Source organism: Streptomyces sp. Je 1-4 4N24 (genome assembly GCF_026239515.1).
Classification (GTDB): Bacteria; Actinomycetota; Actinomycetes; order Streptomycetales; family Streptomycetaceae; genus Streptomyces; species Streptomyces nigrescens.
Window position 1 is genome coordinate 7,373,948 of the sequence record NZ_CP110836.1, and the last position, 25,627, is coordinate 7,399,574.

Annotated in this window: 22 protein-coding genes; 18 read left to right on the top strand and 4 right to left on the bottom strand. The window is 71.9% G+C overall.

Annotation, left to right across the window (positions count from 1 at the left end):
* The first annotated feature begins 48 nt into the window (after positions 1-48).
* The 5 genes from SLV14N_RS32200 to SLV14N_RS32220 all read left to right on the top strand — a co-directional run bounded on the left by SLV14N_RS32200 (position 49) and on the right by SLV14N_RS32220 (position 7,314).
* Positions 49-1,242: an argininosuccinate synthase gene (locus SLV14N_RS32200; protein WP_263272160.1), complete on the top strand. Its 1,194-nt coding sequence runs from the start codon at positions 49-51 to the stop codon at positions 1,240-1,242.
* 119 nt (positions 1,243-1,361) lie between these two features.
* Positions 1,362-2,804 carry an argininosuccinate lyase gene (argH, locus tag SLV14N_RS32205; protein WP_208685828.1) on the top strand — a complete coding sequence of 481 codons (1,443 nt, stop codon included), beginning with the start codon at positions 1,362-1,364 and terminating at the stop codon, positions 2,802-2,804.
* A 129-nt stretch (positions 2,805-2,933) separates the two neighbouring features.
* Positions 2,934-3,485 carry a TetR/AcrR family transcriptional regulator gene (locus SLV14N_RS32210; RefSeq protein ID WP_208685829.1) on the top strand — a complete coding sequence of 184 codons (552 nt, stop codon included), beginning with the start codon at positions 2,934-2,936 and terminating at the stop codon, positions 3,483-3,485.
* Positions 3,482-5,119: an MFS transporter gene (locus tag SLV14N_RS32215; protein ID WP_263272164.1), complete on the top strand. Its 1,638-nt coding sequence runs from the start codon at positions 3,482-3,484 to the stop codon at positions 5,117-5,119. The genes SLV14N_RS32210 and SLV14N_RS32215 overlap by 4 nt, the downstream gene beginning before the upstream one ends.
* A gap of 224 nt (positions 5,120-5,343) precedes the next feature.
* Positions 5,344-7,314: a bifunctional UDP-sugar hydrolase/5'-nucleotidase gene (locus tag SLV14N_RS32220; RefSeq protein WP_263272166.1), complete on the top strand. Its 1,971-nt coding sequence runs from the start codon at positions 5,344-5,346 to the stop codon at positions 7,312-7,314.
* Positions 7,315-7,390: 76 nt separating this feature from the next.
* Here SLV14N_RS32220 and SLV14N_RS32225 read toward each other — a convergent pair whose 3' ends face one another.
* On the bottom strand, positions 7,391-8,059 hold the full coding sequence (locus SLV14N_RS32225; protein WP_018087682.1) for a 1-acyl-sn-glycerol-3-phosphate acyltransferase: 669 nt from the start codon (positions 8,057-8,059) through the stop codon (positions 7,391-7,393).
* A gap of 295 nt (positions 8,060-8,354) precedes the next feature.
* Between SLV14N_RS32225 and SLV14N_RS32230 the strand changes: the two genes are divergently transcribed.
* Together SLV14N_RS32230 and SLV14N_RS32235 are read left to right on the top strand one after the other, a co-directional pair.
* On the top strand, positions 8,355-9,491 hold the full coding sequence (locus SLV14N_RS32230) for a glycerophosphodiester phosphodiesterase (RefSeq protein WP_263272169.1): 1,137 nt from the start codon (positions 8,355-8,357) through the stop codon (positions 9,489-9,491).
* Between the two features lie 320 nt (positions 9,492-9,811).
* Positions 9,812-10,327: a GNAT family N-acetyltransferase gene (locus SLV14N_RS32235; RefSeq protein WP_208685833.1), complete on the top strand. Its 516-nt coding sequence runs from the start codon at positions 9,812-9,814 to the stop codon at positions 10,325-10,327.
* Between the two features lie 76 nt (positions 10,328-10,403).
* Here SLV14N_RS32235 and SLV14N_RS32240 read toward each other — a convergent pair whose 3' ends face one another.
* From SLV14N_RS32240 to SLV14N_RS32250, 3 genes are all read right to left on the bottom strand, one after another.
* Entirely contained in the window at positions 10,404-11,135 is a 732-nt protein-coding gene (locus tag SLV14N_RS32240; protein ID WP_263272171.1) for an IPT/TIG domain-containing protein, read from the bottom strand.
* Between the two features lie 131 nt (positions 11,136-11,266).
* A complete protein-coding gene (locus tag SLV14N_RS32245; RefSeq protein ID WP_208685836.1) occupies positions 11,267-11,725 on the bottom strand; it encodes a hypothetical protein in 459 nt (152 codons plus the stop codon).
* Positions 11,718-12,086, bottom strand: a complete 369-nt coding sequence (locus SLV14N_RS32250) for a hypothetical protein (protein ID WP_208685838.1) — start codon at positions 12,084-12,086, stop codon at positions 11,718-11,720. The genes SLV14N_RS32245 and SLV14N_RS32250 overlap by 8 nt, the downstream gene beginning before the upstream one ends.
* A 117-nt stretch (positions 12,087-12,203) precedes the next feature.
* Between SLV14N_RS32250 and SLV14N_RS32255 the strand changes: the two genes are divergently transcribed.
* The 11 genes from SLV14N_RS32255 (at position 12,204) to SLV14N_RS32305 (ending at position 25,601) form a co-directional block, all read left to right on the top strand.
* Positions 12,204-12,848: an HAD family hydrolase gene (locus SLV14N_RS32255; RefSeq protein WP_263272174.1), complete on the top strand. Its 645-nt coding sequence runs from the start codon at positions 12,204-12,206 to the stop codon at positions 12,846-12,848.
* A gap of 380 nt (positions 12,849-13,228) precedes the next feature.
* Positions 13,229-14,323 (top strand): methionine ABC transporter ATP-binding protein, encoded by a 1,095-nt coding sequence (locus tag SLV14N_RS32260; protein WP_208685842.1) that lies wholly within the window; start codon positions 13,229-13,231, stop codon positions 14,321-14,323.
* Positions 14,320-15,054: a methionine ABC transporter permease gene (locus tag SLV14N_RS32265; protein ID WP_208685844.1), complete on the top strand. Its 735-nt coding sequence runs from the start codon at positions 14,320-14,322 to the stop codon at positions 15,052-15,054. Before SLV14N_RS32260 ends, SLV14N_RS32265 begins: the two co-directional genes overlap by 4 nt.
* A 93-nt stretch (positions 15,055-15,147) precedes the next feature.
* Entirely contained in the window at positions 15,148-16,002 is an 855-nt protein-coding gene (locus SLV14N_RS32270) for a MetQ/NlpA family ABC transporter substrate-binding protein (protein ID WP_208685845.1), read from the top strand.
* Positions 16,003-16,244: 242 nt separating this feature from the next.
* Positions 16,245-16,880, top strand: coding sequence for a GNAT family N-acetyltransferase (locus tag SLV14N_RS32275; RefSeq protein WP_208685847.1), 636 nt, complete (start codon positions 16,245-16,247; stop codon positions 16,878-16,880).
* Positions 16,881-17,043: 163 nt separating this feature from the next.
* Positions 17,044-18,264: a precorrin-6y C5,15-methyltransferase (decarboxylating) subunit CbiE gene (gene cbiE / locus SLV14N_RS32280; RefSeq protein ID WP_263272176.1), complete on the top strand. Its 1,221-nt coding sequence runs from the start codon at positions 17,044-17,046 to the stop codon at positions 18,262-18,264.
* 236 nt (positions 18,265-18,500) lie between these two features.
* Positions 18,501-22,640 carry a nicotinate-nucleotide--dimethylbenzimidazole phosphoribosyltransferase gene (cobT, locus tag SLV14N_RS32285; RefSeq protein WP_263272177.1) on the top strand — a complete coding sequence of 1,380 codons (4,140 nt, stop codon included), beginning with the start codon at positions 18,501-18,503 and terminating at the stop codon, positions 22,638-22,640.
* 162 nt (positions 22,641-22,802) lie between these two features.
* A complete protein-coding gene (gene cobA / locus SLV14N_RS32290; RefSeq protein WP_263272179.1) occupies positions 22,803-24,035 on the top strand; it encodes a uroporphyrinogen-III C-methyltransferase in 1,233 nt (410 codons plus the stop codon).
* A gap of 53 nt (positions 24,036-24,088) precedes the next feature.
* Entirely contained in the window at positions 24,089-24,976 is an 888-nt protein-coding gene (locus tag SLV14N_RS32295) for an RNA methyltransferase (RefSeq protein ID WP_263272181.1), read from the top strand.
* 21 nt (positions 24,977-24,997) lie between these two features.
* Positions 24,998-25,375: a hypothetical protein gene (locus SLV14N_RS32300; RefSeq protein WP_263272183.1), complete on the top strand. Its 378-nt coding sequence runs from the start codon at positions 24,998-25,000 to the stop codon at positions 25,373-25,375.
* Entirely contained in the window at positions 25,341-25,601 is a 261-nt protein-coding gene (locus SLV14N_RS32305; protein WP_263272184.1) for a hypothetical protein, read from the top strand. The genes SLV14N_RS32300 and SLV14N_RS32305 overlap by 35 nt, the downstream gene beginning before the upstream one ends.
* Positions 25,602-25,627 lie beyond the last annotated feature (26 nt).

Genomic DNA, 25,627 nt, shown 5'->3' on the forward strand with positions numbered 1-25,627 from the left:
GGAGTGCATACTTATACCCATCAGCGCATGCACCGTAAGGAGAAACCCGTGACCGAGCGCGTCGTACTCGCCTACTCGGGCGGCCTGGACACCTCTGTCTGTATCGGCTGGATCGCCGAGGAGACGGGCGCCGAGGTCATCGCCGTTGCCGTGGACGTCGGCCAGGGCGGCGAGGACCTGGACGTCATCCGCAAGCGTGCGCTCGACTGCGGTGCGGTCGAGGCCGAGGTCGCGGACGCCAAGGACGAGTTCGCCGACGAGTACTGCCTCCCGGCGATCAAGGCCAACGCCCTGTACATGGACCGCTACCCGCTGGTCTCGGCGCTCTCCCGGCCGGCCATCGTCAAGCACCTGGTGGCCGCCGCCAAGAAGCACGGCGCCACCACCGTCGCCCACGGCTGCACCGGCAAGGGCAACGACCAGGTCCGCTTCGAGGCGGGTATCTCCTCCCTCGCCCCCGACCTGACGTGCATCGCCCCGGTCCGTGACTACGCGATGACCCGGGACAAGGCGATCGCGTTCTGCGAGGAGAAGAACCTCCCGATCGCGACCACCAAGAAGTCGCCGTACTCGATCGACCAGAACGTCTTCGGGCGGGCCGTGGAGACCGGCTTCCTGGAGGACATCTGGAACGCGCCGATCGAGGACGTCTACGAGTACACCGAGAACCCGGCCACCCAGCGGGAGGCCGACGAGGTCATCATCTCCTTCAAGGAGGGTGTCCCGGTCGCCATCGACGGCAAGCCCGTCACCGTCCTGCAGGCCATCCAGCAGCTCAACGAGCGGGCCGGCGGCCAGGGCATCGGCCGGATCGACATGGTCGAGGACCGGCTGGTCGGCATCAAGTCCCGTGAGGTGTACGAGGCGCCCGGCGCCATCGCGCTGATCACCGCGCACCAGGAGCTGGAGAACGTCACCGTCGAGCGCGAACTGGCCCGCTACAAGCGGCAGGTCGAGCAGCGCTGGGGCGAGCTGGTCTACGACGGCCTGTGGTTCTCGCCGCTCAAGCGGGCCCTGGACGGCTTCATCAACGAGGCCAACCAGGCCGTGTCCGGCGACATCCGGATGACGCTGCACGGTGGCCGCGCGGTCGTCACCGGCCGGAAGTCCGACCAGTCGCTGTACGACTTCAACCTCGCCACGTACGACACCGGCGACACCTTCGACCAGTCGCTCTCGAAGGGCTTCATCGAGCTCTTCGGGATGTCGAGCAAGATTGCGGCCAAGCGCGACCTCGCCTGAGCCCGTCTCGTTGGATTCGTAAGGCTGCCGCCTCCCTGCCCTCGCGGCGGGGTGGGGTACCCCCTGGTCTCAAGACCCTGGGGGAGGTGGCACATCTACAGCAGCCATGAGGAGCAGTAGTGAGCAGCAACAGCGGTGACGTCCGGCTCTGGGGTGGCCGGTTCGCCGACGGACCGGCAGAGGCGCTGGCCCAGCTGTCGGCGTCGGTCCACTTCGACTGGCGGCTGGCCCCGTACGACATCGCGGGCTCCCGTGCGCACGCCCGGGTGCTCCACAAGGCGGGCCTGCTCACCGAGGACGAGCTGACCCGGATGCTCGCCGGGCTCGACCAGCTCGCAGCGGATGTCGCCGACGGCTCGTTCACCGGCACCATCGCCGACGAGGACGTGCACACCGCCCTGGAGCGCGGGCTGCTGGAGCGGCTCGGCGCGGACCTCGGCGGCAAGCTGCGGGCCGGCCGGTCCCGTAACGACCAGGTCGCCACGCTCTTCCGGATGTACCTGCGCGACCACGCCCGGATCATCGGCGGGCTGATCGCCGACCTCCAGGAGGCGCTGGTGGGCCTCGCCGAGACCCACCCGGATGTCGCGATGCCGGGCCGCACCCACCTCCAGCACGCCCAGCCGGTGCTCTTCGCCCACCATGTGCTGGCGCATGTGCAGTCGCTGTCCCGGGACGCGGAGCGGCTGCGCCAGTGGGACGAGCGCACCGCGGTCTCCCCGTACGGCTCGGGCGCGCTGGCCGGCTCCTCGCTCGGCCTCGACCCGGAGGCGGTCGCCGCGGACCTCGGCTTCGAGCACGGCTCGGCCGGCAACTCCATCGACGGCACGGCCTCCCGTGACTTCGTCGCCGAATTCGCCTTCATCACGGCGATGATCGGGGTGAACCTCTCCCGGATCGCGGAGGAGGTCATCCTCTGGAACACGAAGGAGTTCTCCTTCGTCACGCTCCACGACGCCTTCTCGACCGGCTCGTCGATCATGCCGCAGAAGAAGAACCCGGACATCGCTGAGCTGGCGCGGGGCAAGTCGGGGCGCCTCATCGGCAATCTGACCGGGCTGCTGGCCACGCTCAAGGCGCTGCCGCTCGCGTACAACCGTGACCTCCAGGAGGACAAGGAGCCGGTCTTCGACTCCTGCGACCAACTGGAGGTGCTGCTCCCGGCGTTCACCGGGATGATGGCCACCCTGACCGTCAACCGTGAGCGCATGGAGGAGCTGGCCCCGGCCGGGTTCTCGCTGGCCACCGATATCGCGGAGTGGCTGGTCAAGCAGGGCGTGCCGTTCCGGGTGGCGCACGAGGTCGCGGGCGAGTGCGTCAAGGAGTGCGAGGCGCACGGCGTCGAGCTGGACCAGCTCACCGACGAGCAGTTCGCGAAGATCTCGCCGCATCTGACCCCTGAGGTCCGCGGCGTGCTCAACGTCCCCGGCGCGCTCGCCTCGCGCAGCGGCCGCGGCGGCACCGCGCCCTCGGCGGTGGCGGTCCAGCTCGCCGAGGTGCGGGCCGATCTGGTCACGCAGCAGGAGTGGGCGACGGCGAAGCAGGCCACCAAGCTGGCCTAGCGGGCAGAGCTGTACGACGGCGGCCCGCCCCCGGGAGGAGACCCGGGGGCGGGCCGCCGTCGTGTGCGTGGGGGACACATGGGGGATACCGATGAGACATTGATGTCTCATTAGGCTAGTGTGTGTCTCATGGCCGTGGACCGCGAACGCGTACTCAAAGAAGCCGCCGCATTGCTCACGCGGCGGGCTTCGACACCGATGGACGAGATCGCCCGCGCCGCGGGCATCAGCCGGGCGACCCTGCACCGGCACTTCGCCGGGCGGGACGCCCTGATCAGGGCGCTGGAAGAGCACGGGATCGCACAGTTCGTGCAGGCGATGGACGCGGCCCGGCTGGACGAGGGCGACGCCGTCGAGGCGCTGCGCCGGCTGATCGCCGAAGCCGAACCGGTCGCCGGCGTACTGGCCTTCCTCTTCACCGAGAACCAGCTCTTCGAGGACGGTGAGATCAACGCCGGCTGGGCGGAGCTCGACGACCGCATCGCCGCCCTCTTCCGACGCGGCCAGGAAGAGGGCGACTTCCGGATCGATCTGAGCGCCGCCTGGCTCACCGAGGCCTTCTACGGGCTGATCGGCGCCGGCGCCTGGGCCGTGCACGAAGGGCGGGTCGCCCGTAACGACCTCAACCACTCGATCGCCGAGCTGCTGCTCGGCGGCATCCGACGGAGCATGGAGAAATGACCGAGACCATAGCGTCAGGACCGGCAGGCTCGGCCCATGTGGACGACCAGCCCCGACCGGGCCGCTGGCTCGCGCTCGCCGTCCTCGTCCTCGCCGTCCTGCTGGTCGGTGTCGACGCCACGGTCCTCGGCCTCGCCACCCCTTTCCTCAGCGAAGACCTCCAGCCGTCCGGGACCCAGCTGCTGTGGATCGGTGACATCTACTCCTTCGTCATCGCCGGACTGCTGGTCTCCATGGGCAGCCTCGGCGACCGCATCGGCCGCAAGAAGCTGCTGCTGCTGGGCTCCGTGGGCTTCGGCGCGATGTCGGTGCTCGCCGCGTACGCCACCACGCCCGAGATGATGATCCTGGCCCGTGCGCTGCAGGGCGTGGCGGGTGCGACGCTGATGCCGTCCACGCTGGCGCTGATCCGCAACCTCTTCCACGACCCCAAGGAACGCAGTCTGGCCGTCGGCATCTGGGGCGCCATGGCCTCGGCCGGGATGGCCGTGGGGCCGGTCCTCGGCGGCTTTCTGCTGGGGCACTTCTGGTGGGGCTCGGTCTTCCTGATCAATCTGCCGGTGATGTTGCTGCTGGTGGCCGTCGGCGCCAAGGTCATCCCGGAGTCGCGCAACCCGGACCCCGGCCCCTGGGACATCCCCAGTGTCCTGCTGGCCCTGGTGGGCATCGTCTGTGTCGTCTACGCCATCAAGGAAGCCGCGGTGCACGGCTACCGCTGGGACATCGCGCTGACGGCCGTCATCGGTGTGCTCGCCCTGATCGTGTTCGTCCGCAGACAGCGCACCCTCGCCTCACCGCTGCTGAACATGAAGCTCTTTCACCACCGGGGGTTCTCCGGGGCGGTGCTGGCCGATCTGCTGACCATCCTCGGGCTGTCCGGGCTGGTCTTCTTCCTCTCCCAGTTCCTCCAGATGGTGCAGCTGCGCTCGCCGCTCAACGCCGGGCTCGTCGAACTCCCGGCGGCGGTCGGCGCGGTGGGTGCCGGTCTGGCCGCCGGCTGGGTCGCCCGGCGGCTGTCCGTACGGATCGTGGTGGCCGGCGGCCTCGCCGTGGTCGGCCTCTCGCTGGTCGGCTGCACCACCCTGCACGGCGACACCGGCACCGCCGCGCTGTGCGTCATCCTCTTCGTCGTCGGCGTCGGCGCCGGTTTCTCGTTCACCGTCACCGCCGATGTGATCCTCTCCAGCGTGCCCAAGGAGGAGGCGGGCGCCGCCTCCGCGGTCTCCGAGACGGCCTACGAACTGGGCGCCGCGCTCGGTATCGCCCTGCTCGGCTCCATCGTGACCGGCATCTACCGGGGCTTCGAGGCACCGCCGGGGATTCCCGGACCCGCCACGGACGCCGCCCGCGAATCGCTCGGCGGCGCCTTCGAAACGGCCGGTCAACTCCCCGCCGACCAGGGCGCGGCGCTGGTGAAGGCCGCTCAGGACTCCTTCGTCGCGGGTGTGGACGTCGCGGCCGGTGTGGGGGCGGTGGTCCTGCTGTCCGCCGCGGTGGCCGCATGGTTCCTGCTCCGCGGCCAGGAGCTGGCGACCAGCCCGGAACCGGCCGGACCCGCGGCGTTCTCCACGGCCGGAGCGGAGTCGGGCCGCGGGTCCGGTCCGGCGGCCGGCGGCCCGGCGGAACGCCCGTAACGCCGTACTGCCGATCCGCCGGACGGCGGGCACACACCGCGCCCCAGGGCGTGTCCTGTGGATCAGGTACCACGCACCCGACATGATCCACGGGACACGCCCCGGGGGCGACTGTCCCCCGCCCGTTCACGCCCGGTACGCATCGTGGTGCCCGGCCGTCCCGAGCGGCTTGCTTGACTCTCCCGTCGTCCCCTCACGGACGGCCCGCTCAGGAGAGTGACGCAGTGCGCGACATCGGACGACGCTCCTTCTTCACCGCCGCGGGGGCCCTGGCCACCGCGAGCGCCATCGGCAGCAACGCCTACGCCACCGGCCACGCCCGCGACGCGGCCACCGCCGACGAATACGTCGACGTCCAGCTCCTCAACATCACCGACCTGCACGGCTATCTGCAGGGCGCCCCCGGTGCCCACTCGATCATCACCGGGGCCGGCGGAAAGACCCACACCGTCGGCGGCGTCGCCTATATGGCCGCCCACCTGGAACGCTTGCGCAACGGCCGCCGCAACTCCCTCTTCTTCGCCCCCGGCGACCTCTTCTCCGGCTGGGAGTTCGACGCCGCCACCTTCGCCGACGAGCCCACCATCGAGGCGCTCAACGCCATGGGCCTGGACTTCGCCTCGGCCGGCAACCACGAGTTCGACAAGTCGGCGCGCTTCCTCACCTCGCACATGGAGGACGGCGTCGGCTTCCCGGTCGTCGGCCGCGACGACGCCTTCGAGGACTCCACCGGCCGCCGCTTCCGTGGCGCGAAATTCCCCTACTACAGCGCCAACCTGGTGTGGAACGCGAGCGGCGAGCCCGTGCTGCCGCCGTACAACATCGAGTACGTGGACGCCGGCGGCGGCCGCCGGCTGCCGGTCGGCTTCATCCATCTGACCGCCATCGGCACCGAGTCCTTCCCCGGCTCCTACCAGCCGGGCCTGCGCACCCTCGACGAGCTGGAGACCGCCAACCGCTGCGCGGCGGAGCTCAAGTCCCGCGGCGTCCGGGCGATCGTGCTCAGCATGCACGACGGCGCGGTGGCCGGCAGCGACTTCTCCAGTGGCAGCAACCCCTCCGGGCCCGCCTACGAGCTGGCGCTGCGCGTCTCGCCGGACATCGACGCCATCGTCACCGGCCACTGGCACTGCGCCTTCACGATGATGCTGCCCGACCCCGACGGCGTCCCCCGGCCGTTCGTCGAGGCCGGCTGCTACGGCCAGATCATCAATGAGATCAATCTGCGCCTCGACCCCCGCACCGGCGCGGTGATCCGGGAGCTGACCACCGCCACCAACCACCCCAACACCCGGGACGTGACACCGGACCCCACGCTCAAGTCGATCGCCGGCTACTGGGCGGACTACGGCAGCCGGCGCGCCCGCAGCCGCCTCGGCACCCAGACCGCCTCCTTCACCCGGCGGCGCAACGCGGTGGGGGAGAGCACCATGGGCAACCTCGTCGCCGACTGGGCCCTGTGGGCGGGCAGCCAGCCACTCGGCCCGATGGACGATCCCGCCGCCCACCCCAACACCCCCGCGGACCTCGCCGTCATCGCGGTCGCGCCACGCGTCGGGCAGGCCGTGATCGCCGGCGATCTGATCCGTGACGAGGGGACGGACGGCACTGTCACCTTCGCGCAGGCCTGGAACTCCGTCGGTTTCGGCGACCCGATCATGACCGTCACCGTCACCGGACGGCAGATCCATGACGCCCTGGAGGAGCAGTGGGCACCGACCGCCGGCGGCGGACTCGGTTTCTCACCGCTGGCCGTCTCCGCCAACGTCCGCTACACCTTCGACGCGGCGGGACCGGTCGGCCGGCGGATCGAGCCCGCCGAGGTGTTCATCGACGGCACCGCCCTCGACCTCACCCGCCGCTACCGGCTCGCCGCCCCCTCCTACACCCTCATCAACCAGGACGGCTTCAGCGCCTTCACCGGATTCACCGCACCGGTCCGGCACACCCGCGACTTCGAGAGCTTTGTCTCCTTCATCCGCACCAAGAAGCAGCTGAAGCCCGCCCCGTTGAACCGGGTGGCGGTCAAGAACGCGGAGGTGCCCGGCGCCCGCACCGGCACCGTCACCCAGCGCCAGCAGCTGCTGCAGCCCGACGGCAGCGTGGTGCCGCGCCCCGAGGCGGCGCTGCGTACGGCACTGACCGGCGGCGCCGAGGGCCAGCGCGCCCCCGGCGGCTTCCGGGTGCCGTGCTGACCCGCCCCGCACGGGAGCGCCCACGCAACGGGCCCCATCCGCGGAACGGATGGGGCCCGGCGCACAGCGGGACGGGTCAGGCGGCCCTGGCCTTGGTGGCGTAGATGTCGACGTACTCCTGGCCGGACAGCTCCATGACGTCGCTCATGACCTCGTCGGTGACGGCCCGCAGCACATAGCGGTCGCGGTCCATACCGTCGTAGCGGGAGAAGTCCAGCGGCTCACCGAAGCGCACCGTCACCGGGGCGATGTGCGGACGGCCCTTGCCGCCGGGCTGCACCTTGTCGGTGCCGATCATCGCGAACGGAACGACGGGCGCACCGGTCATCAGCGTGAGCCGGGCGATGCCCGTACGGCCGCGGTAGAGACGGCCGTCGGGGGAGCGGGTGCCCTCGGGGTAGATGCCGAAGACGCTGCCCTCCTCCAGGATCCGGCGGCCGGTCATCAGCGCCGCGACACCACCGTGTCCGCCGTCCCGGTCCACCGGGATCATGCCGGCGCTGGTGAAGAACCAGGCCATCGCCCGGCCCTTGAGGCCCTTGCCGGTGACGTACTCGTCCTTGCCGATGAAGTACACCGGGCGCTTGACCACCAGGCTCAGGAACAGCGAGTCGATGAAGGTGACGTGGTTGCCGGCCAGGATCACCGGTCCGGTCGCCGGAATGCGCTCCATGCCCTCGACCTTCGGGCGGTACAGGACACGCATGACGAATCCGAGAATCGCCTTCAGCACAATGCGGGACAACGGGCCCTCCGGGTCGTGACTGGTCAACGTCAAGCGGGCGCAGAACTCTGCAGCCAAGGACCATACTCGCGGGTTACTCCCGCGCGCACATCGGGTTCACGAGGTCGATACGCACAGTTGACGTGTGTTACCACCATCTTCCCCCCGATGTTGTCGTCCGTCTCTCCGGCGTGACCCGTCCGTGCTTACGATCGGCCGGGTTCCGTGGGCCGGTGTGCAACACGCCTCACCGCACGCCGGAAAACACCCGGAAGCACCCGAAGACCAGCGAATGCCTCAGACAAGGAGTGTGCGCATGCACAAGCGGCAGCAGCCGGGACGGCGGACGGTGCTGGGGGTAGCGGCCCTCGGCGCGGGAGCGGCGGTATTCGGCGGAGCAGGTCAGGCGAGCGCGGCCGGACGGGCCGGGGTGCCCCAGGAACTGCCGGTACCGCTGATCGTCGGCCACCGCGGCGCCAGCGGCTACCGCCCCGAGCACACCTTCGGCTCCTACCAACTCGCCCTCGACATGGGCGCGGACGTCATCGAGCAGGACCTCGTCCCGACCAAGGACGGGCATCTGGTCTGCCGCCACGAGAACGACATCACCGCCACCACCGATGTCTCCGCACACCCCGAGTTCGCGGACCGCAAGACCACCAAGACCGTGGACGGGGAGAAGCTGACCGGCTGGTTCACCGAGGACTTCACACTCGCCGAACTCAAGACCCTGCGCGCCAAGGAGCGCATACCGGGCACCCGGCAGCACAACACCGTCTACGACGGGGTCTGGGAGGTGCCGACCTTCGAGGAGGTGCTGCGCTGGGCCGAGCGCGAGGGCCGCAAGCGGGGCCGCCGCGTCTGGCTGCACATCGAGACCAAGCACCCCACCTACTTCCGCAAGCTGGGCCTCGGTCTGGAGGAGCGGGTGGCCAAGGCGCTGCGTGCCCACGGCCGGCACCGCAGGAACTCCCCGAACTTCCTGCAGTCCTTCGAGCCCAGCAGTATCCAGCGCCTGGGCAGGCTCGTCGACTGCCCCAAGGTCGTGCTGCTCTCCACGCTCGACTCCCGGCCCTGGGACTTCGTCGAGGCGGGCGACCCGCGCACGGTCGCCGACCTGGTCACGCCCGAGGGCCTGAAGTGGCTGGCCGGCTTCGCCCAGGGCATCGGCCCGGACCTGACCGTGATCATCCCGCGGGACAAGGACGGCAAGCTCGGCGAGCCCACGTCCGTCGTCAAGGACGCCCACGCCGCCGGACTGGTCCTGCACCCGTATACGGTCCGCAACGAGAACACCTTCCTGCCGGCCGACTACCGCCGCGGCACCGACCCGGACGCCTACGGTGACGCCCTCGGGGTGTTCAAGGCGTACCTCGGCACCGGGATCGACGGTCTGTTCTCCGACAATCCCGACACCGCGCTGCTGGCCGCCGCGGAGTTCCGCAAGCGCTGACGCCGGTCCGCGGACCGCGCTCGCGGCGGAGCCCCGCCGCCCGGACCGGCGCCACCTCCCCTGCGTTCTCATCTGAGTTGGGAATGTCACAGGAGAGCTCGGTGCCGGTCCGTTCCGCTTGCCCCAATTGCCTGCGCAGAATGCTCGCGGCGAGATTGCCGCTGCCCCTTACCGGGGATTCCGGAAGGAGCAGTGTCAGCCACGTCATGGCGGCGACAAGTACCCCATGTCGCCGTCGGTCAGGGCAGATCGTTCCGGGCGCACCCCTCTCACCCTCAGCGCGCCCGGACCAGCGAACCGAATAGGGGAGGCATACGCGCATGGGCACGAGCGTGACCATCTCTGCGGCGACCGACCAGGACGCCGAGCAGATCCTCAAACTGCAGTACCTCTGCTATCAGCAGGAAGCCGCGCTGTACGACGACTACGGCATCGAGCCGCTCACCCAGACCCTGCAGGCGCTGCGCGCCGAACTCGGCGAGGGCTGCGTCGTGGTGGCCCGGCTCGGCGAGGAGGTGGTCGGATCCGTGCGCGGCACGGTCGACGAGGACGGCACCGGCCGGGTAGCCAAGCTCATCGTGCACCCGCGGATGCAGCGGCACGGCCTGGGCGGACGACTGCTCGACGCCGTCGAGGGGCGGCTGGCGGCCGAGCGGTCGGCCACCCGCTACCGCCTGGTCACCGGCCACCGCAGCGAGGGCAATCTGCGGCTCTACCGCAGCCACGGCTATGTGCCCGTGGGCACCGAGCAGCTCACGCCCCGGCTGAACGTGGTGACGCTGGAGAAGGAAGTGCCCCAGCCGGCCGGTGCTGAGGAGCTCGTCGCACAGGCGTAGCGCCGGGGCGCACCCGCCCCGGGCGGGGCGGGTGCGCCGGGCCGCCCTTGTCAGAGCAGGCAGTCAGAGCAGGCAGTCAGAGCAGATAGAGGAAGACCCCGGGTGCCGTGGCGCTGCCGCCCGTGGTGGTGAGCGCGATGGTCACCGCGCCCGGGGCCTGGGCGGGCGCGACGGCCGCGACCCTGGTGTCGGACAGGACGGCGAACGTGGCGGACACGGCGCCGAAGGTCACACCGGTGGTCGTCGCCAGACCGGTGCCCGTGATGTCGACCAGCGTGCCGCCCGCGGGCAGACCGGTCACCGGGCTGAAGCCGGTGACGGTCGGCTCGGCCACGAAGCCGAAGGCTCCGTCCGCCGTGGCGCTGCCGCCCAGCGCGAGGACGGCCAGGGACACCTCACCGGCCGCGTGGGCCGGGCTGACGGCGGTGAGCTCACTGTCGGACAGCACCGTCGGCGTCACGGCCGTGCCTCCGAACAGCACGGACGTGGCGGTGGCCAGCCCGCGTCCGGTGACGGTGACCGTGCCGCCGCCCGCCACGGGCCCCGACGACGGCGAGACGTCGAGGACCACGGGCGGGAGGACGTAGTAGAAGGGCACCGGGTTGCTGGTGCCCGCCGGTGTGGTCACCGTGGCATCGACCACGCCGGCCCCCGAGGGGGCGACCACCGACACCGAGGTGGGCGAACTGGCCGTGATGGTGGCCGGTTTGGTCCCGAAGCGCACCACGGTGGCCCCGGTGAGACCGGTGCCGGTGAGGGTCGCCGCGAAGCCGCCGCCGGTGGAACCCTGGTTCGGACTGATCGGCATGTTCCCGCTCCGTTTCCGCTCCGGCGAGCCCGTGGCCGCCTGCCGGACTCCAGTGAGACAGGGCGTCCGGCCGGGAGCGAGGGGCGGCCGCGTTCTTCACCCGGATGGCGCAGCGCGCTCGCGGGACGGCCTCAGGCCGCCTGCCGCTCCGTACCCGCCCGGCGCAGCCACAGCAGCCCGGTGACGGGCAGGATGACGGGGATGAAGAGGTAGCCCATGCCGTAGTCCGACCAGACCGTGGCGTCCGGGAACGCGGACGGGTCGAGCAGCGTCCAGGTGCCGATGCCGAACACCCCGAGCAGCTCCAGCGCGCAGCAGACGAGCGCGGCGCGGCGGGCGCCCTCACCGCCGCGCACCAGCGAGAAGGTGATGAAGCCGTAGACGACCGCGGAGACCGCCGAGAGGCTGTACGCCAGCGGGGCCCGGTCGAACTGCGCGAGGAGCTGGTAGAGCGAGCGGGACGCGGCCGCCACGGTGAAGATCCCGTAGAGCGCGACCAGCAGCCGGCCCGGGCCGGTGCCCAGGGACCGCTTCGCCGGCCTACCGGCCGTGCCGCCGTCCGCCGCGGTGGTCGCCGTGGTCTCAGGCACTGCCGCCTCCCCAGATGTCGAACAGCCGCACTTCCAGGACGGCCAGCACCACGGCGCCCGCCGCGACGGTCGCCGAACCCCAGCGGGTGCGCTCCGAGAGCGACATGAACCCGGTCGCCGGCACACAGGCGGCCGCTCCGAGCAGATACGAGACGAAGAGCGCGGTGCCCTTGTCCGGCGACACTCCGCGCGCCAACTGCACGACGGCGATGACCAGTTGGACGAGGCCGAGCAGCGACACCAGGCCCATGCCGATGAAGTGCCAGTCCTTGGTGGGCTGGTCGCGGAACGCCGCGAAGCCGCACCAGGCGGCGAGGCCGAGAGCGGTCACCGCGACCGCGATCGTCAGCGCGTCGATCACCGGGGCCTCCGGGCGGTGCGGCGGCGCGCGGTGGGATTGTGGGGCATAAGGGGATGCTAATCGGCGGCGGGAGGGCGGTCGCGTCCGGCCCCACCGCGGTCCGTACGCTCAGGACATATGAAGATCACTGCTGACGCCCTCCTCTTCGACAACGACGGCACCCTCCTCTCCTCCCTGGAGTCCGTGAACCGCTGCTGGTCCCGGTGGGCCACGGAGTACGGCCTGACCGCGGAGGACTTCGGCCGGATCGCGCTGCACGGCCGGCCGGCGGCGGAGATCGTCGCGGATCTGCTGCCCGCGGACGTCGTGCCCAAGGCGCTGGCCCGTATCGAGCACCTGGAGGTCGAGGACGCCGGGGGAACGGTGGCGCTGCCCGGCACCCTGGCCCTGCTGGCGAGCCTGCCCGCCGAGCAGTGGGCCGTGGTGACCTCGGCCGGCCGCCGGCTGGCCGAGGCCCGGCTCGCACACGCCGGGATCACGGCGAAGAACCTGATCAGCGCCGACGACATCAGCCGGGGCAAGCCCGACCCGGAGCCGTTCCTGCTGGCCGCCGCGCGGCTGGGGGTGGACCCGGCCCGCTGTGTGGTCTTCGAGGACGCCCCGGTCGGACTGGCGGCGGGCCGCGCCGCCGGGATGACGACCGTGGCGTTGACCACAACGCACCGGGCAGAGGAGCTGTCGGCGGACATCGTGGTCCCCGACCTCTCGGTGATATCCGCGCAGGCCATGGGCGGTTCGGTGGAGATCACCGTCGCCGGGTAGCAGGCTGTCCACGGATCGGGCAGGCATGTCCGCTATACGGACTGGCTTGATCCGCCCGCACTGCTGTCTGGTTTACTGCCGCTCATGACCACGACGAGCTACCGCACCCCTGCGACCGAGGCGTACCAGACGCCCGGTGCTCGTTGCATGTGTCGAATGTGTGACCGCTGAGGGCCCCCGCCTGAGCCTCGCGCCCCGAAGCGAGACCTGCCATGCGCCGTACGTCGGCCTCCCGACGCCCTCGGCCGCCCCGCGTCACCGGAACCCGGAGCCGGGCCCCGCGCCCGCCGCCGCACTGTTCCCCTCTGCCGCACTCGCAAGCAATGCCCCGTGCCCGGCGGGTGAGCCGCCGAGCACTCGACAGTGACGGAATTTCCCTAGTGATCACCACAACGGGCCTGACCAAGGTCTACCGTTCAGGAGACCGCGAAGTCACCGCCCTGGACGGCGTCGATCTGCACGTCCGCGAGGGCGAGGTGTACGGCGTCATCGGCCAGAGCGGCGCCGGCAAGTCCACCCTCATCCGCTGCCTGAACCTCCTGGAGCGCCCCACCTCCGGCACGGTCACCGTCGCCGGCCAGGAACTGACCTCCATCGCCGGCCGCGGCAAGCGAGCCAGCGGCCGGCTCCGGGCCGCGCGCAGCCACATCGGCATGGTCTTCCAGCACTTCAACCTGCTGTCCTCGCGCACCGTCCAGGACAATGTCGAGCTGCCGCTGGAGATCCTCAAGGTCGACCGCCGGGAGCGCTCCCGCAAGGCCCTGGAACTGCTGGACCTGGTCGGCCTCGCCGACAAGGCCAAGGCCTACCCCGCCCAGCTCTCCGGCGGCCAGAAGCAGCGCGTCGGCATCGCCCGCGCGCTGGCCGGCGACCCCAAGGTGCTGCTGTCCGACGAGGCCACCAGCGCCCTGGACCCGGAGACCACCCGCTCCATCCTCCAGCTGCTGCGCGACCTCAACCGCAAGCTGGGCCTGACCATCGTGCTCATCACGCACGAGATGGACGTCGTCAAGACGATCTGCGACTCGGCCGCGCTGATGAAGAACGGCCGCGTCGTCGAGCAGGGCACCGTGGCCGAACTCCTCGCCACCCCCGGCTCCGAGCTGGCCCGGGAGCTGTTCCCGGTCGGCGGCGAGCCCTCGGCCGACGACCGCACCGTCGTCGACATCACCTTCCACGGCTCGGCCGCCACCCGCCCGGTGATCTCCGAGCTGTCGCGCACCTACAACGTCGACATCTCGATCCTCGGCGCCGCCATGGACACCGTCGGCGGCAAGCAGATCGGCCGGATGCGCATCGAGCTGCCCGGCCGCTTCGAGGAGAACGTCGTGCCCATCGGCTTCCTGCGCGAGCAGGGGCTGCAGGTCGATGTCGCCGACGTCGCGGACACCGACGTCGCGGCCGCGGCCGGAACCGTCCCCGGCCCGGCGACCCCGGAGCCCGCCGCCACGCTGCAGAAGGAAGGTGCCAAGTGAGCTGGAGCGAGATGCAGCCGCTGCTGTACGACAACACGCTCGACACCCTCTTCATGGTGTGGTGGTCGACGTTCTACGCGGTGCTCATCGGCATCCCGGTCGGTGTGCTGCTGCATCTGACCGAGCGCGGCGCCATCCTGCAGAACGTCGTGGTGAACAAGGTCCTCGGCGCGATCGCGAACATCGGGCGGTCCTTCCCGTTCCTGATCCTGATCGTCGTGCTGATCCCCTTCACCCGGCTCCTCGTCGGCGTCTCGATCGGCCCGACCGGCGCGGTGGTCCCGCTCGCCATCGCCGCCATCCCCTTCTTCGCCCGGCTGGTGGAGGCCGCCCTGCGCGAGGTCGACCACGGCCTGGTCGAGGCCGCCCACGCCATGGGCGGCGGCACCTGGACCATCGTCTTCAAGGTGCTGCTCCCGCAGGCGCTGCCGGCACTGATCGCGGGCGTCACCACCCTCGTCATCCAGCTGATCGGCTACTCCGCGATCGCCGGAGCGGTCGGCGGCGGCGGGCTGGGCAACCTCGCCTACACCTACGGCTACCAGCAGTACGAGACCTCGCTGATGATCGCCACCGTGGTGGAGCTGATCATCCTCGTCACCCTCGTCCAGGTGCTCGGTGACCTCGTCGTCCGCCGGCTCGCCGGCCGGGGCACCCGTACCTCCTCCCTGCGCGTCGGCCTGCGCCGCACCCGCACCGAGGAACCGGCCGTCGTCACCGAGGCCGCCTGACCGTCCCACCCCTGCACCACCCCGGAGCCCGGACCCTTTGCCGGGCGGACATCGCGCGCAACCTCGCGTGGGAACAAGAAAGAGGCACTCTTCGTGCGCAACACCCTCAAGATCTCCGTCGCCATAGCCGCCGCCTCCGCCGTCGCCCTCGGCGCGAGCGCCTGCAGCGCCCCCTCCGACACCACCGCGAGCGACAAGGGCGACAAGAACGCCCCCCTCGTCGTCGCCGCGAGCCCCACCCCGCACGGCACCATCCTCGACTTCGTCAAGAACGAGCTGGCGGAGAAGGAAGACCTCAAGCTGGTCGTCAAGCCGTTCAACGACTACAAGATCCCCAACAAGGTCACCGACGACGGCCAGGTCGACGCCAACTTCTTCCAGCACAAGCCGTTCCTCGACACCTTCAACAAGGAGAACGGCACGCACATCGTGCCCGTCCAGAACGTGCTCATCGAGCCGCTCGGCGTCTACTCCAAGAAGATCGACAAGCTCTCGGAGCTCAAGGCCGGCAGCACCGTCTCGGTCCCGAACGACCCCTCCAACGAGGGCCGGGCGCTCAAGCTGCTCGCCGACAACGGCGTGATCACCCTCAAGCCCGGTGTCGGCTCCGACGCCAAGCTGACGGACGTCAAGGACGACAAGGGCATCAAGATCACCGAGCTGGAGGCCGCGCAGACCGCACCGCGTATCGACGACGTCGACGCCGCGATCATCAACGGCAACTTCGCCATCGGTGCCCACCTCAAGCCCTCCAAGGACGCGCTGGCCCTGGAGAAGGCGAAGGACAACCCCTACGCCAACTTCCTCGCCGTCAAGAAGGGCAACGAGAGCGACCCGCGGATCAAGAAGCTGGCCAAGCTCCTGAACTCCCCCGAGGTCAAGAAGTTCATCGAGGACAAGTACAAGGACGGCTCGGTCATCCCGGCCTTCGGCCCGGCCAAGAGCTGACACCAGGCGGCTTTACAGGACGCGCCGCCGCCCGTGCGCAGGTCACCGGAAGGTGGCCGTCCGCACGGACGGTCCGTGGGCCCCGGACTCGCGCCACGCGCGGCCGGGGCCCACGCGCGTGCACACCCGTACGCCCATGCTGCATGCTGGTGCACTCAAGACGGTCAAGACGGCCCGTGACCTCGCGGTCTTACAGCCCGCGACGTTCCGGACACCACAGTCAACGGCGCGGGAGCAGCGGCATGACATCCACCTTTCCGGACATCTCCATCAGCACGGACCGGTTGGTGCTGCGCCCCTTCGAGGAGGTCGATGTGCCGTCCCTCGCCGCGATGATGAACGACGAACTGGTCGCCGCCTGGACCGCGATACCGCAGCCGTACACCGAGGACGCCGCGCGCGTCTGGACCACCGAGAGCGCCCACGCCGAACGGACCGCGGGCCACGGTATCGATTTCGCGGTCACCGAGTTCCTCACCCAGCGCCTGGTCGGCGTGGTCCAACTGCGCAACACCGACTGGCGGATCCGCTCCAGCGAGATCAGCTACGTCGTCGCCTCCTGGGCCCGCGGCGAGGGATACGCCTCCGAGGCCTCGCTCGCCGTCGCCCACTGGCTCTTCCACGACCAGAAGTTCGAACGCATCGAGCTGCGCACCGCCGCCGGCAACACCGCCTCCCAGCAGGTCGCCCAGAAAATCGGCTGCATCAGCGAGGGCGTGCTGCGCAATGCCTTCATAGCCCGCAGCCGCACCGAGGACGGCGGCTGGACGGACATCCGGACCGATCTGATCGTGTGGAGCCTGCTGCCCGAGGACCTGGAAGGGATCCCCGGCCGGCCGGCGGACGCGAACGGATTCAGCTACCCCGAGTGGAACTGACCACGCCCGCACTCAGGTCCGTACCTCACGGGGTAGTCTCGGCCTGCCACGCACCTGCGTGACCAGCGCGGACCAGCGCACCCCAGCGGCATCACACCGGCCTGCGGCCGCCAGTCCGCCGCCCCGCCCGCGTAACCACAGCAGCCCCAGGAGACTGACGAGCATGGCCGACCGGGTCACGGTGATCGGATGGGACGGCTCTCCGCTGACCGCCGCCGCCCGCTCCGCGCTCGGCGCCGCCACGCTGGTGGCCGGCGCCGCCCACCACCTCGCACTTCCCGAAGTCCCGCCGAACGCCGAGCGGATCCGGCTCGGCAGCGTGAGCCTGGCCGCCCGCCGGATCGCCCAGCACCGCGGCACCGCCGTCGTGCTCGCCGACGGTGACCCCGGCTTCTTCGGTGTCGTCCGCACCCTGCGGGCACCCGAACACGGCCTGGAAGTGGAAGTGGTCCCGGCCGTCTCCTCCGTCGCGGCCGCCTTCGCACGGGCCGGAATGCCCTGGGACGATGCCCAGATCGTGGTCGCCCACAGCCGCGACCTGCGCCGCGCGGTGAACGTCTGCCGCGCCCACACCAAGGTCGCGGTGCTCACCTCGCCCGGCGCCGGTCCCGCCGAACTCGCCCTGCTGCTCGGCGGCGTCCACCGCACCTTCGTCATCTGCGAGGAACTGGGCACCGAGCGGGAGCAGGTGACAGTCCTCACATCCGACAAGGCCGCCGACCATGTCTGGCGTGACCCCAATGTCGTCATTGTCGTCGGTGGTTCGCCCGGCGGGGCCGCGGCCCAGGGGACCGGCTGGATCGCCGGTCACGACGTCGGCCACCCGACGGGCCCGCGCGGCTGGGGACTTCCGGCGAGCGCCTACGGCGGCGCCCTGGGCGAGGGCGAGTCCGTCCAGCTGCGCACCGCACAACTCGCCCGTCTCGGACCGCAGGTGGGCGACCTGGTCTGGGACATCGGCGCGGGCAGCGGAGCCGCCGCGGTGGAGGCCGCACGCTTCGGCGCCGCCGTCATCGCGGTCGACGCCGACCCGGACGCCTGCGGACGCGCCGCCGCCCTCGCCCGCCGCCACGGTGTCCAACTCCAGGTCGTGCACGGCCGGGCGCCGCAGATCCTGGAGGACCTGCCCGAGCCCGACGTGATCCGGGTCGGCGGCGGGGGAGCGGAGGTGCTCACCGCCTGTGCGGCCCGCCGTCCCGAACGGATCGTCACCCACGCGGCCACCCGCGACGAGGCCGAATCGCTCGGCCGGGCGCTGGCCGACGGCGGCTACGAAGTCGAGTGCGCGCTGCTGCAGTCCGTGGACCTGGACACTTCCGTCTGGGTCGAACGTGAGCGGTCCGTGGTGTTTCTGCTCAGCGGGTATCGCGTTCCTCACCCGTGACCAGCACGGCAACCCGCGCGAGGTAGGCTGGCGGATCGTTGCGCCGCCGTTCCGCATTCGGCTTCGTACGCCAATATCCGGAAAATGCCGTGGTTTTGGCCGAATATGAAGCTCTGGAGAGCGGACGTGCCGCGAGGCGTGCTCGCTCGTTCTAGCTATCGGGGCGTCGGCGCGCCCCGGTCGAGCGCGTCGCACGAGCGGTTGGAAGGAGCACTACCAATGGGCGAGGGGTACGCATGACCGACACCGGCCAGGTCCCGGGCGAGGGACAGCCGGAGAACGCAGGCGGACATCCCGGGCAGCCGCAGCCGGCGGCCGCTCCCTCCCCTGCCGACGCCGGACCGACGGAGCTGCCGGGCATGGTCCCCCCGCCGGGCGAATACCCCTACCTCGACCAGGCCGACGGCACGGTCGAGGACGACGATCTGCTGCTGATGCCGGGCGCCCAGGGCGCCTGGAGCGAGCAGCCCGCGCCCCAGCCGCTCCCGCAGGAGACCCACCACGGTGCGGACCAGCAGCCCCAGCAGGGCGCACCGTTCGACCCGGCCGCCCACGGAGCCACCGGCTTCGAGCCGATGCCCGCCCAGGCCGGCGACCACGAGAGCGGTGGCCGGGATTCCGGTTCCGTCGATCTCGGCGCCGTCCGCATTCCCCAGCCCGCGGCTCCCCAGCCGGACCGGGCCCGCGCGGCCGCGCCGTCCACGCCCCCGCGCCGTCCGCTGCACATGGGCCCGCCCGTCCCCGACGCGACCGGCGGCGTGGTCCGTTCGCTCGCCGACCGCGGCCCGGCCGAGGCCCCGGCGCGGCACGCCGGACCGCCCACGGGCGGCCCCGAGTACTTCGACGCCCCGGCCGCGGCCACGCCGGACGAACAGCTGGTGACCGGCCCGCCGGCCGACACACAGACGGCCGCGGACGTGCCGTACGCCGAGCAGCCCACCGGGGAGACGCCGGCGGCCGGGCAGGCCTTCGCGGCGCCCTCGTACGGTGAGCAGCCCTACGGCGGGCAGTTGCACGCCGAGCAGACCTACGGCGCCGCCGGCCAGGGCCCGTTGCCCGGCCCGCAGCTCGGCGAGATCCCGTCGCAGGTGCCGGCGTGGCACGAGGCCCCCGCGCAGGCCACCGCGGCCCCCGTTGCAGAAACGGTCGCCCCCGAGGCACCCGCCGCATCCGCCGGGGCCGTGCCGCCCGCCCCCGCCGTACAGCCGGTCCCGCAGGACGCGGCGCTGCCCGTCGAACAGCCGATGCCACTCCCGGCAGAGGAGGCCGCGCGGGCCGGGGACGGCGTTCCCGCCGCGGATGCCGGGCAGGAGACGCAGGCCGAGGCGCCGGCGCCGTCGCAGGACACTGCTCCGGACGCCGTGCCGGAAGCGGCAGCGCCCACGCAGGACGGAACGGCCGCGGCGGACGCCCCCGTGCCGGACACCGACGTACCCGACGCATCCGTGGTGGAGACCGCCGTGCCCGGCGCCGTCGCGGCGGATGCCCCCGCTGCGGATGCTCCCGCTGCTCCTGGACAGGATGCCCCGGCTCAGGACGTCCCCGGCCAGGGCACCGCCCCGGCCGCCCCGCAGTCCGAGGCCGGCGTCACCGAGGCCCCGCAGCAGCCCGCCGACCAGGCCGCGCCCGCCGAGCCCGAGGCGCAGCCCGCCGACGCCCCGGCCCCCGCCCCCTCCGACGCGGCCGACCGGACCGCGGAGCCCGTGGCGGAACAGCCGGCGGCCGACACCCCCGCCGATGCCCCGCAGGCCCCGCAGGACGAACAGCCCGCCGAGGAGCCCGCCGAGAAGCCCGAGGCCGCCGCCACCGACGAGGCCCAGCCGGAGCCCTCGACCGACACCCCGGCCGACGCCGCCCCGATCGACGCCGCCCCGGACCAGGTCACCTTGACCGAGGCCACCCCCGACCCAGCCGCCCCGGCCGAGGCCGCCGCCGCCCCGGTCGCCGAGCCCACCGACGAGGCCCCGGTCGCCGAGCCCACCGCCCCGACACCCGTCACCGCTCCCCAGGGCCCCGTCGCCCTGCCCGTGACCGACGACGGCGCGCCCCAGGAGCAGACCGTCATAGAGCCGCCCGAGGCGCAGCAGCCGACCGCCGGACAGCCGCAGCCCGGCGCCCCCGTGGACGCCACCGAGCAGCAGCCCGCCGAGGAGCCCGCCGAGAAGCCCGCCCCGGAGGCCGCGTCGCAGGACGCGGACACCCCCGCGGAGCAGCAGCCCGCAGTGGCCGCCCCGGACGACGCCGACAGCCCCGCCGGGCCGGACGCCCCCGCATCCGAGGCGCCCCCCGTCGAACCCGCTGAGGACGCCGCGCCTGCCGTCGCAGCCGCGCCCGACGCCCCCACCGAGCCCGCGCCCGACGCCCCCGCCGAAGCCCGGCCCGTCACCGTCCACATCCCGGCCCAGGCATCCGGCGAGCAGACCCCCGTGGACGCCCCGGCCCCGCAGGCCGCGGCCCCCGCCGACGAGCAGCCGGCCCCCGAGGGCGAGCCCGCCGACGACGCCGACGAAACGCCCCAGCAACAGGACGCCGCCGCACTCGTCGAGCTCGGCGAGGGCGACGACGACCAGCCGCAGGCCGCCGGCCGGCAGCAACCCGTTCCGACGCCGGACGGCTCCGGTCCCGACGTGGCCGGCGGCCTGTTCCCGGCTGCCGGGTACGACGACTCCGAGCGCGCCGCCGTCCACCGCGTGATCCGCGAACGCCGCGACATCCGCAACGGCTTCCGCAGCGACCCGATCCCCAACGACGTGCTGCTGCGCGTCCTGGAGGCGGCCCACACCGCGCCCAGCGTCGGCCACTCCCAGCCCTGGGACTTCGTGGTCATCCGCTCGGACGAGACCCGCGAGAAGATGCACCAGCTCGCGATGGCGCAGCGCGAGGCGTACGCCAAGTCGCTGCCCAAGGGGCGCGCCAAGCAGTTCCGTGAGCTGAAGATCGAGGCGATCCTCGAAACGCCGGTGAACATCGTCGTCACCGCCGACTCCACCCGCGGCGGCCGGCACACCCTCGGCCGGCATACCCAGCCGCAGATGGCCCCGTACTCCTCCGCGCTCGCGGTGGAGAACCTCTGGCTCGCCGCCCGCGCCGAGGGCCTGGGCGTCGGCTGGGTCAGCTTCTTCGACGAGCGGGAGATGGTCCGCGAACTGGGCCTGCCCGACCACCTCGAAGTCGTCGCCTACCTGTGCATCGGTTACGTCGACGAGTTCCCGGAGGAGCCCGAGCTGCTGCAGGCCGGCTGGTCCAAGCGCCGCCCGCTGTCCTGGGTCGTCCACGAGGAGACCTACGGCCGCCGCGCACTGCCCGGCGAGAGCCCGCACGACCTCCTCCAGGAGACCCTGCAGGGCATCCGCCCACTGGACGCCAAGGCGCTCGGCGAGGCCTGGGAGCGGCAGAAGCGGATGACCAAGCCCGCCGGGGCGCTGGGCATGCTGGAGATCATCTCCGCGCAGCTGTGCGGACTGTCCCGCAAGTGCCCGCCGCCGATCCCGGAGCCGGCCGCCGTCGCGATCTTCGCCGGTGACCACGGTGTGCACGCCCAGGGCGTGACCCCCTGGCCCCAGGAGGTCACCGGCCAGATGGTCGCCAACTTCCTGGGCGGCGGCGCGGTCTGCAACGCCTTCGCCAACCAGGTCGGCGCCGAGGTCTGTGTCGTGGACGTCGGTGTGGCGGGCGATCTCCCCGCCACCCCCGGTCTGCTGCCGCGCAAGGTCCGCGCCGGCACCGCCGACTTCACGGCGGGCCCGGCGATGACCCAGGAGGACGTGCTCCAGGCGATCGAGGTCGGCATCGACACCGCCCGTGACCTCGTCGCCGCCGGCAACAAGGCGCTGCTCACGGGCGAGATGGGCATCGCCAACACCACCACCTCGGCCGCGCTGATCGCCGTCTACACCGGCGTCGATCCGGTCGAGGTCACCGGCCGCGGCACCGGCATCAACGACGAGACCCACGCCCGCAAGGTCGATGTGGTCCGCCGTGCCCTGGAGCTCCACCAGCCCGACCCGGCCGACCCCATCGGTGTCCTCACCGCGATCGGCGGCCTGGAGCACGCCGCCCTCGTCGGTCTGATCCTCGGCGGCGCCTCGCTGCGCACCCCGGTGATCCTCGACGGGGTGAGCGCCGGCGCCGCCGCCCTGGTGGCCCGCGCCATCGCCCCCGAGGCGCTGGCCGCCTGCATCGCCGGCCACCGCAGCGCCGAGCCCGGCCATGTCGCGGCCCTGAACAAGCTGGGCCTGCGCCCGCTCGTCGACCTCGATCTGCGCCTCGGCGAGGGCACCGGCGCCCTGCTCGCGCTCCCCGTGGTGCAGAGCGCCGCCCGCGCCATGCACGAGGTCGCCACCTTCGACTCCGCCGGAGTGACGGAGAAGACCTGATCAGGCCCTGGCCTCCGCATGACCCCCGGCCCGCAGCCCCATAGGCTGTGGGCCGGGGCCGTACCGCCGTCCCCGGGCCGTACCCCTGACCAGCCGCTCCAGAGCCGCAGCGGCCGATCCGGCCGCCGAACCCGCACCATCCGCACAAGGAGCCGTACCGCCATGGCTGAGCACGTCGCCGAACACGCTGCCTACCCCGTCGGACTGCGGCTGTCCGGCCGCCGGGTGGTTGTCCTGGGCGCCGGGCAGGTCGCCCAGCGCCGGCTCCCCTCCCTCGTCGCCGCCGGCGCCGATGTCCTGCTGATCTCCCCGTCCGCCACCCCGTCCGTCGAGGCGATGGCCGACGCCGGCGAGGTCCGCTGGGAGCGCCGCCGCTACCAGGACGGCGACCTCGACGGTGCCTGGTACGCGCTGATCTCCACCGACGACTCGGCGGCCAACGCCGCCGCGTCCCAGGAGGCCGAGGACCGCCGGGTGTGGTGCGTACGCTCCGACGACGCCGAGGCGGCCACCGCCTGGACCCCGGCCACCGGCCGCAGCGAGGGCGTCACCGTCGCGGTGCTCACCGGCCGCGACCCGCGCCGCTCCGCCGCCGTACGCGACGCCATCGTCGAGGGCCTCCGGGACGGCAGCATCGCCGCCCCGCACCACCGCCGCCCGCACACCCCGGGAGTGGCCCTGGTCGGCGGCGGCCCCGGCGACCCCGACCTGATCACCGTCCGCGGCCGCCGGCTGCTCGCCGAGGCCGACGTGGTCATCGCCGACCGCCTCGGCCCCCGCGACCTCCTCGCCGAACTCCCGCCGCATGTCGAGGTCATCGACGCGGCGAAGATCCCCTACGGCCGTTTCATGGCCCAGGAGGCCATCAACAACGCGCTGATCGAGCACGCCAAGGCCGGCAAGGCCGTGGTCCGGCTCAAGGGGGGCGACCCGTTCGTCTTCGGCCGCGGCATGGAGGAGGCCCAGGCTCTCGCCGAGGCCGGGATCCCCTGCACGGTCGTCCCCGGCATCTCCAGCACCATCTCGGTGCCCGGCGCCGCCGGTATCCCCGTCACCCACCGCGGCGTCGCCCACGAGTTCACCGTCGTCAGCGGCCATGTCGCCCCCGACGACGAGCGCTCGCTGGTGGACTGGCCAGCGCTCGCCAAGCTGCGCGGCACCCTCGTCGTCCTGATGGGCGTGGAGAACAGCGGCGCCATCGCCGCCAAGCTCGTCGAGCACGGCCGCGCCGCCGACACCCCCGCCGCCGTCATCCAGGAGGGGACCACCGCGGCCCAGCGCCGCGTCGACGCCACCCTCGCGACGCTCGGCGAGACCGTACGGGCCGAGGGCGTTCGCCCCCCGGCGGTCATCGTCATCGGTGAGGTCGTCGCCGTAGCACCTACCCACAGGTAACCGATCCCTCACGCGGCATTGGAACCTCGACACCGACAAGGCACTATCTCCCCGTGGCAGAAATCATCACCGTCGATGACCCGGACGACCCACGGCTGGCCGACTACACCGGCCTGACCGACGTCGAGCTGCGGCGCCGGCGCGAGCCCGCGGAAGGCCTCTTCATCGCCGAGGGCGAGAAGGTCATCCGCCGCGCCCGGCACGCCGGTTACGCGATGCGCTCCATGCTGCTCTCGGCCAAGTGGGTCGACGTCATGCGCGATGTCATCGACGAGGTCCCGGCCCCGGTCTACGCCGTCACCCCGGCCCTCGCCGAGCGGGTGACGGGCTACCACGTGCACCGCGGCGCGCTGGCCTCCATGCAGCGCAAGCCACTGCCCGCGCCGCACGAACTCCTCGCCGGGACCGGCCGCATCGCGGTCACGGAAGCGGTCGACGACCACACCGACGTCGGCGCGACGGTGCCTTCGGGTCTACAAAAGAGTGCAGGTCAGCGCGTCGCCATCTTTGAGGACATAGTTGATCACGCGAATCTGGGGGCTGCCTTCCGTAGCGCGGCCGCTCTGGGTGTGGACGCCGTCTTCCTCACGCCGCGCTGCGCTGACCCCCTCTACCGGCGGGCCGTGAAGGTGTCGATGGGTGCTGTCTTCCATGTTCCCTGGACGCGGCTGACCTCTTGGCCGAAGGACATCGAGCTCTTCCGCCGGCACGGCTTCGTGACGGCTGCCCTGTGCCTCGGCGAGAAGTCGATCACGGTTGACGAACTGGCCGCCCGCCGGTACGAGAAGCTGGCGCTCATGCTCGGCACCGAGGGCGACGGACTGTCGATCGATGCCCTGCGCGCGGCCGATGAATGGGTCCGGATCCCGATGGCGGCAGGGGTGGATTCCCTCAACGTCGCCGCCGCCTCCGCCGTGGCCTTCTACGCGACGAGGCTCTAGCTGTGCTGTCCCGGCACGTTGGTGACCGGCGCGCAGCTCACCGCCCCCGTCTGGAAGCCGATCGATTCGTTCGCGGACATGTTTCCGTTCATCACCGACCCTCACCCCCTGCAAGCAGACCTCGGCAAGCGCCTCCCCGCACTCGTGAACGGGCCCGGCCTCGTCTTCGTCACCGCTCCGACCGGCGACGGCAAAACCGAATCCGCGCTCTACGCCGCGCACGTCCTCGGGCACGCGTCCGGCACCGAGGGGCTGGGTGTGTTCCTGCCGACCATGGCCACGACCAACGCCATGCACCGCCGCATCGTCGAACATGTCCAACGCCTCCAGGCCGCTTCCCATCCCCGTGCGGCTCCTGCACTCCATGGCGTGGCTCGAAGAAGGCACCAAGACCACTGACGACACGCTGATCGCGAACTGTGCCGAAACGGTCAGGATTTCGGGGGAGTGGCTTCGAGGCCGCCATCGCGGGCTCCTCGCCGGCGCGGCCATCGGCACGTGGGACACTGCCGCGCTCGCCGCGCTGCCTGTCCGCTACAACGTTATGCGCTGGCTCGGCCTCACCGGGAAAACCGTCATCATCGACGAGGCCCACGCCTACGACGCGCATACGGCCACCGCCTGACCGAACGCCTCCTCGAATGGCTCGGG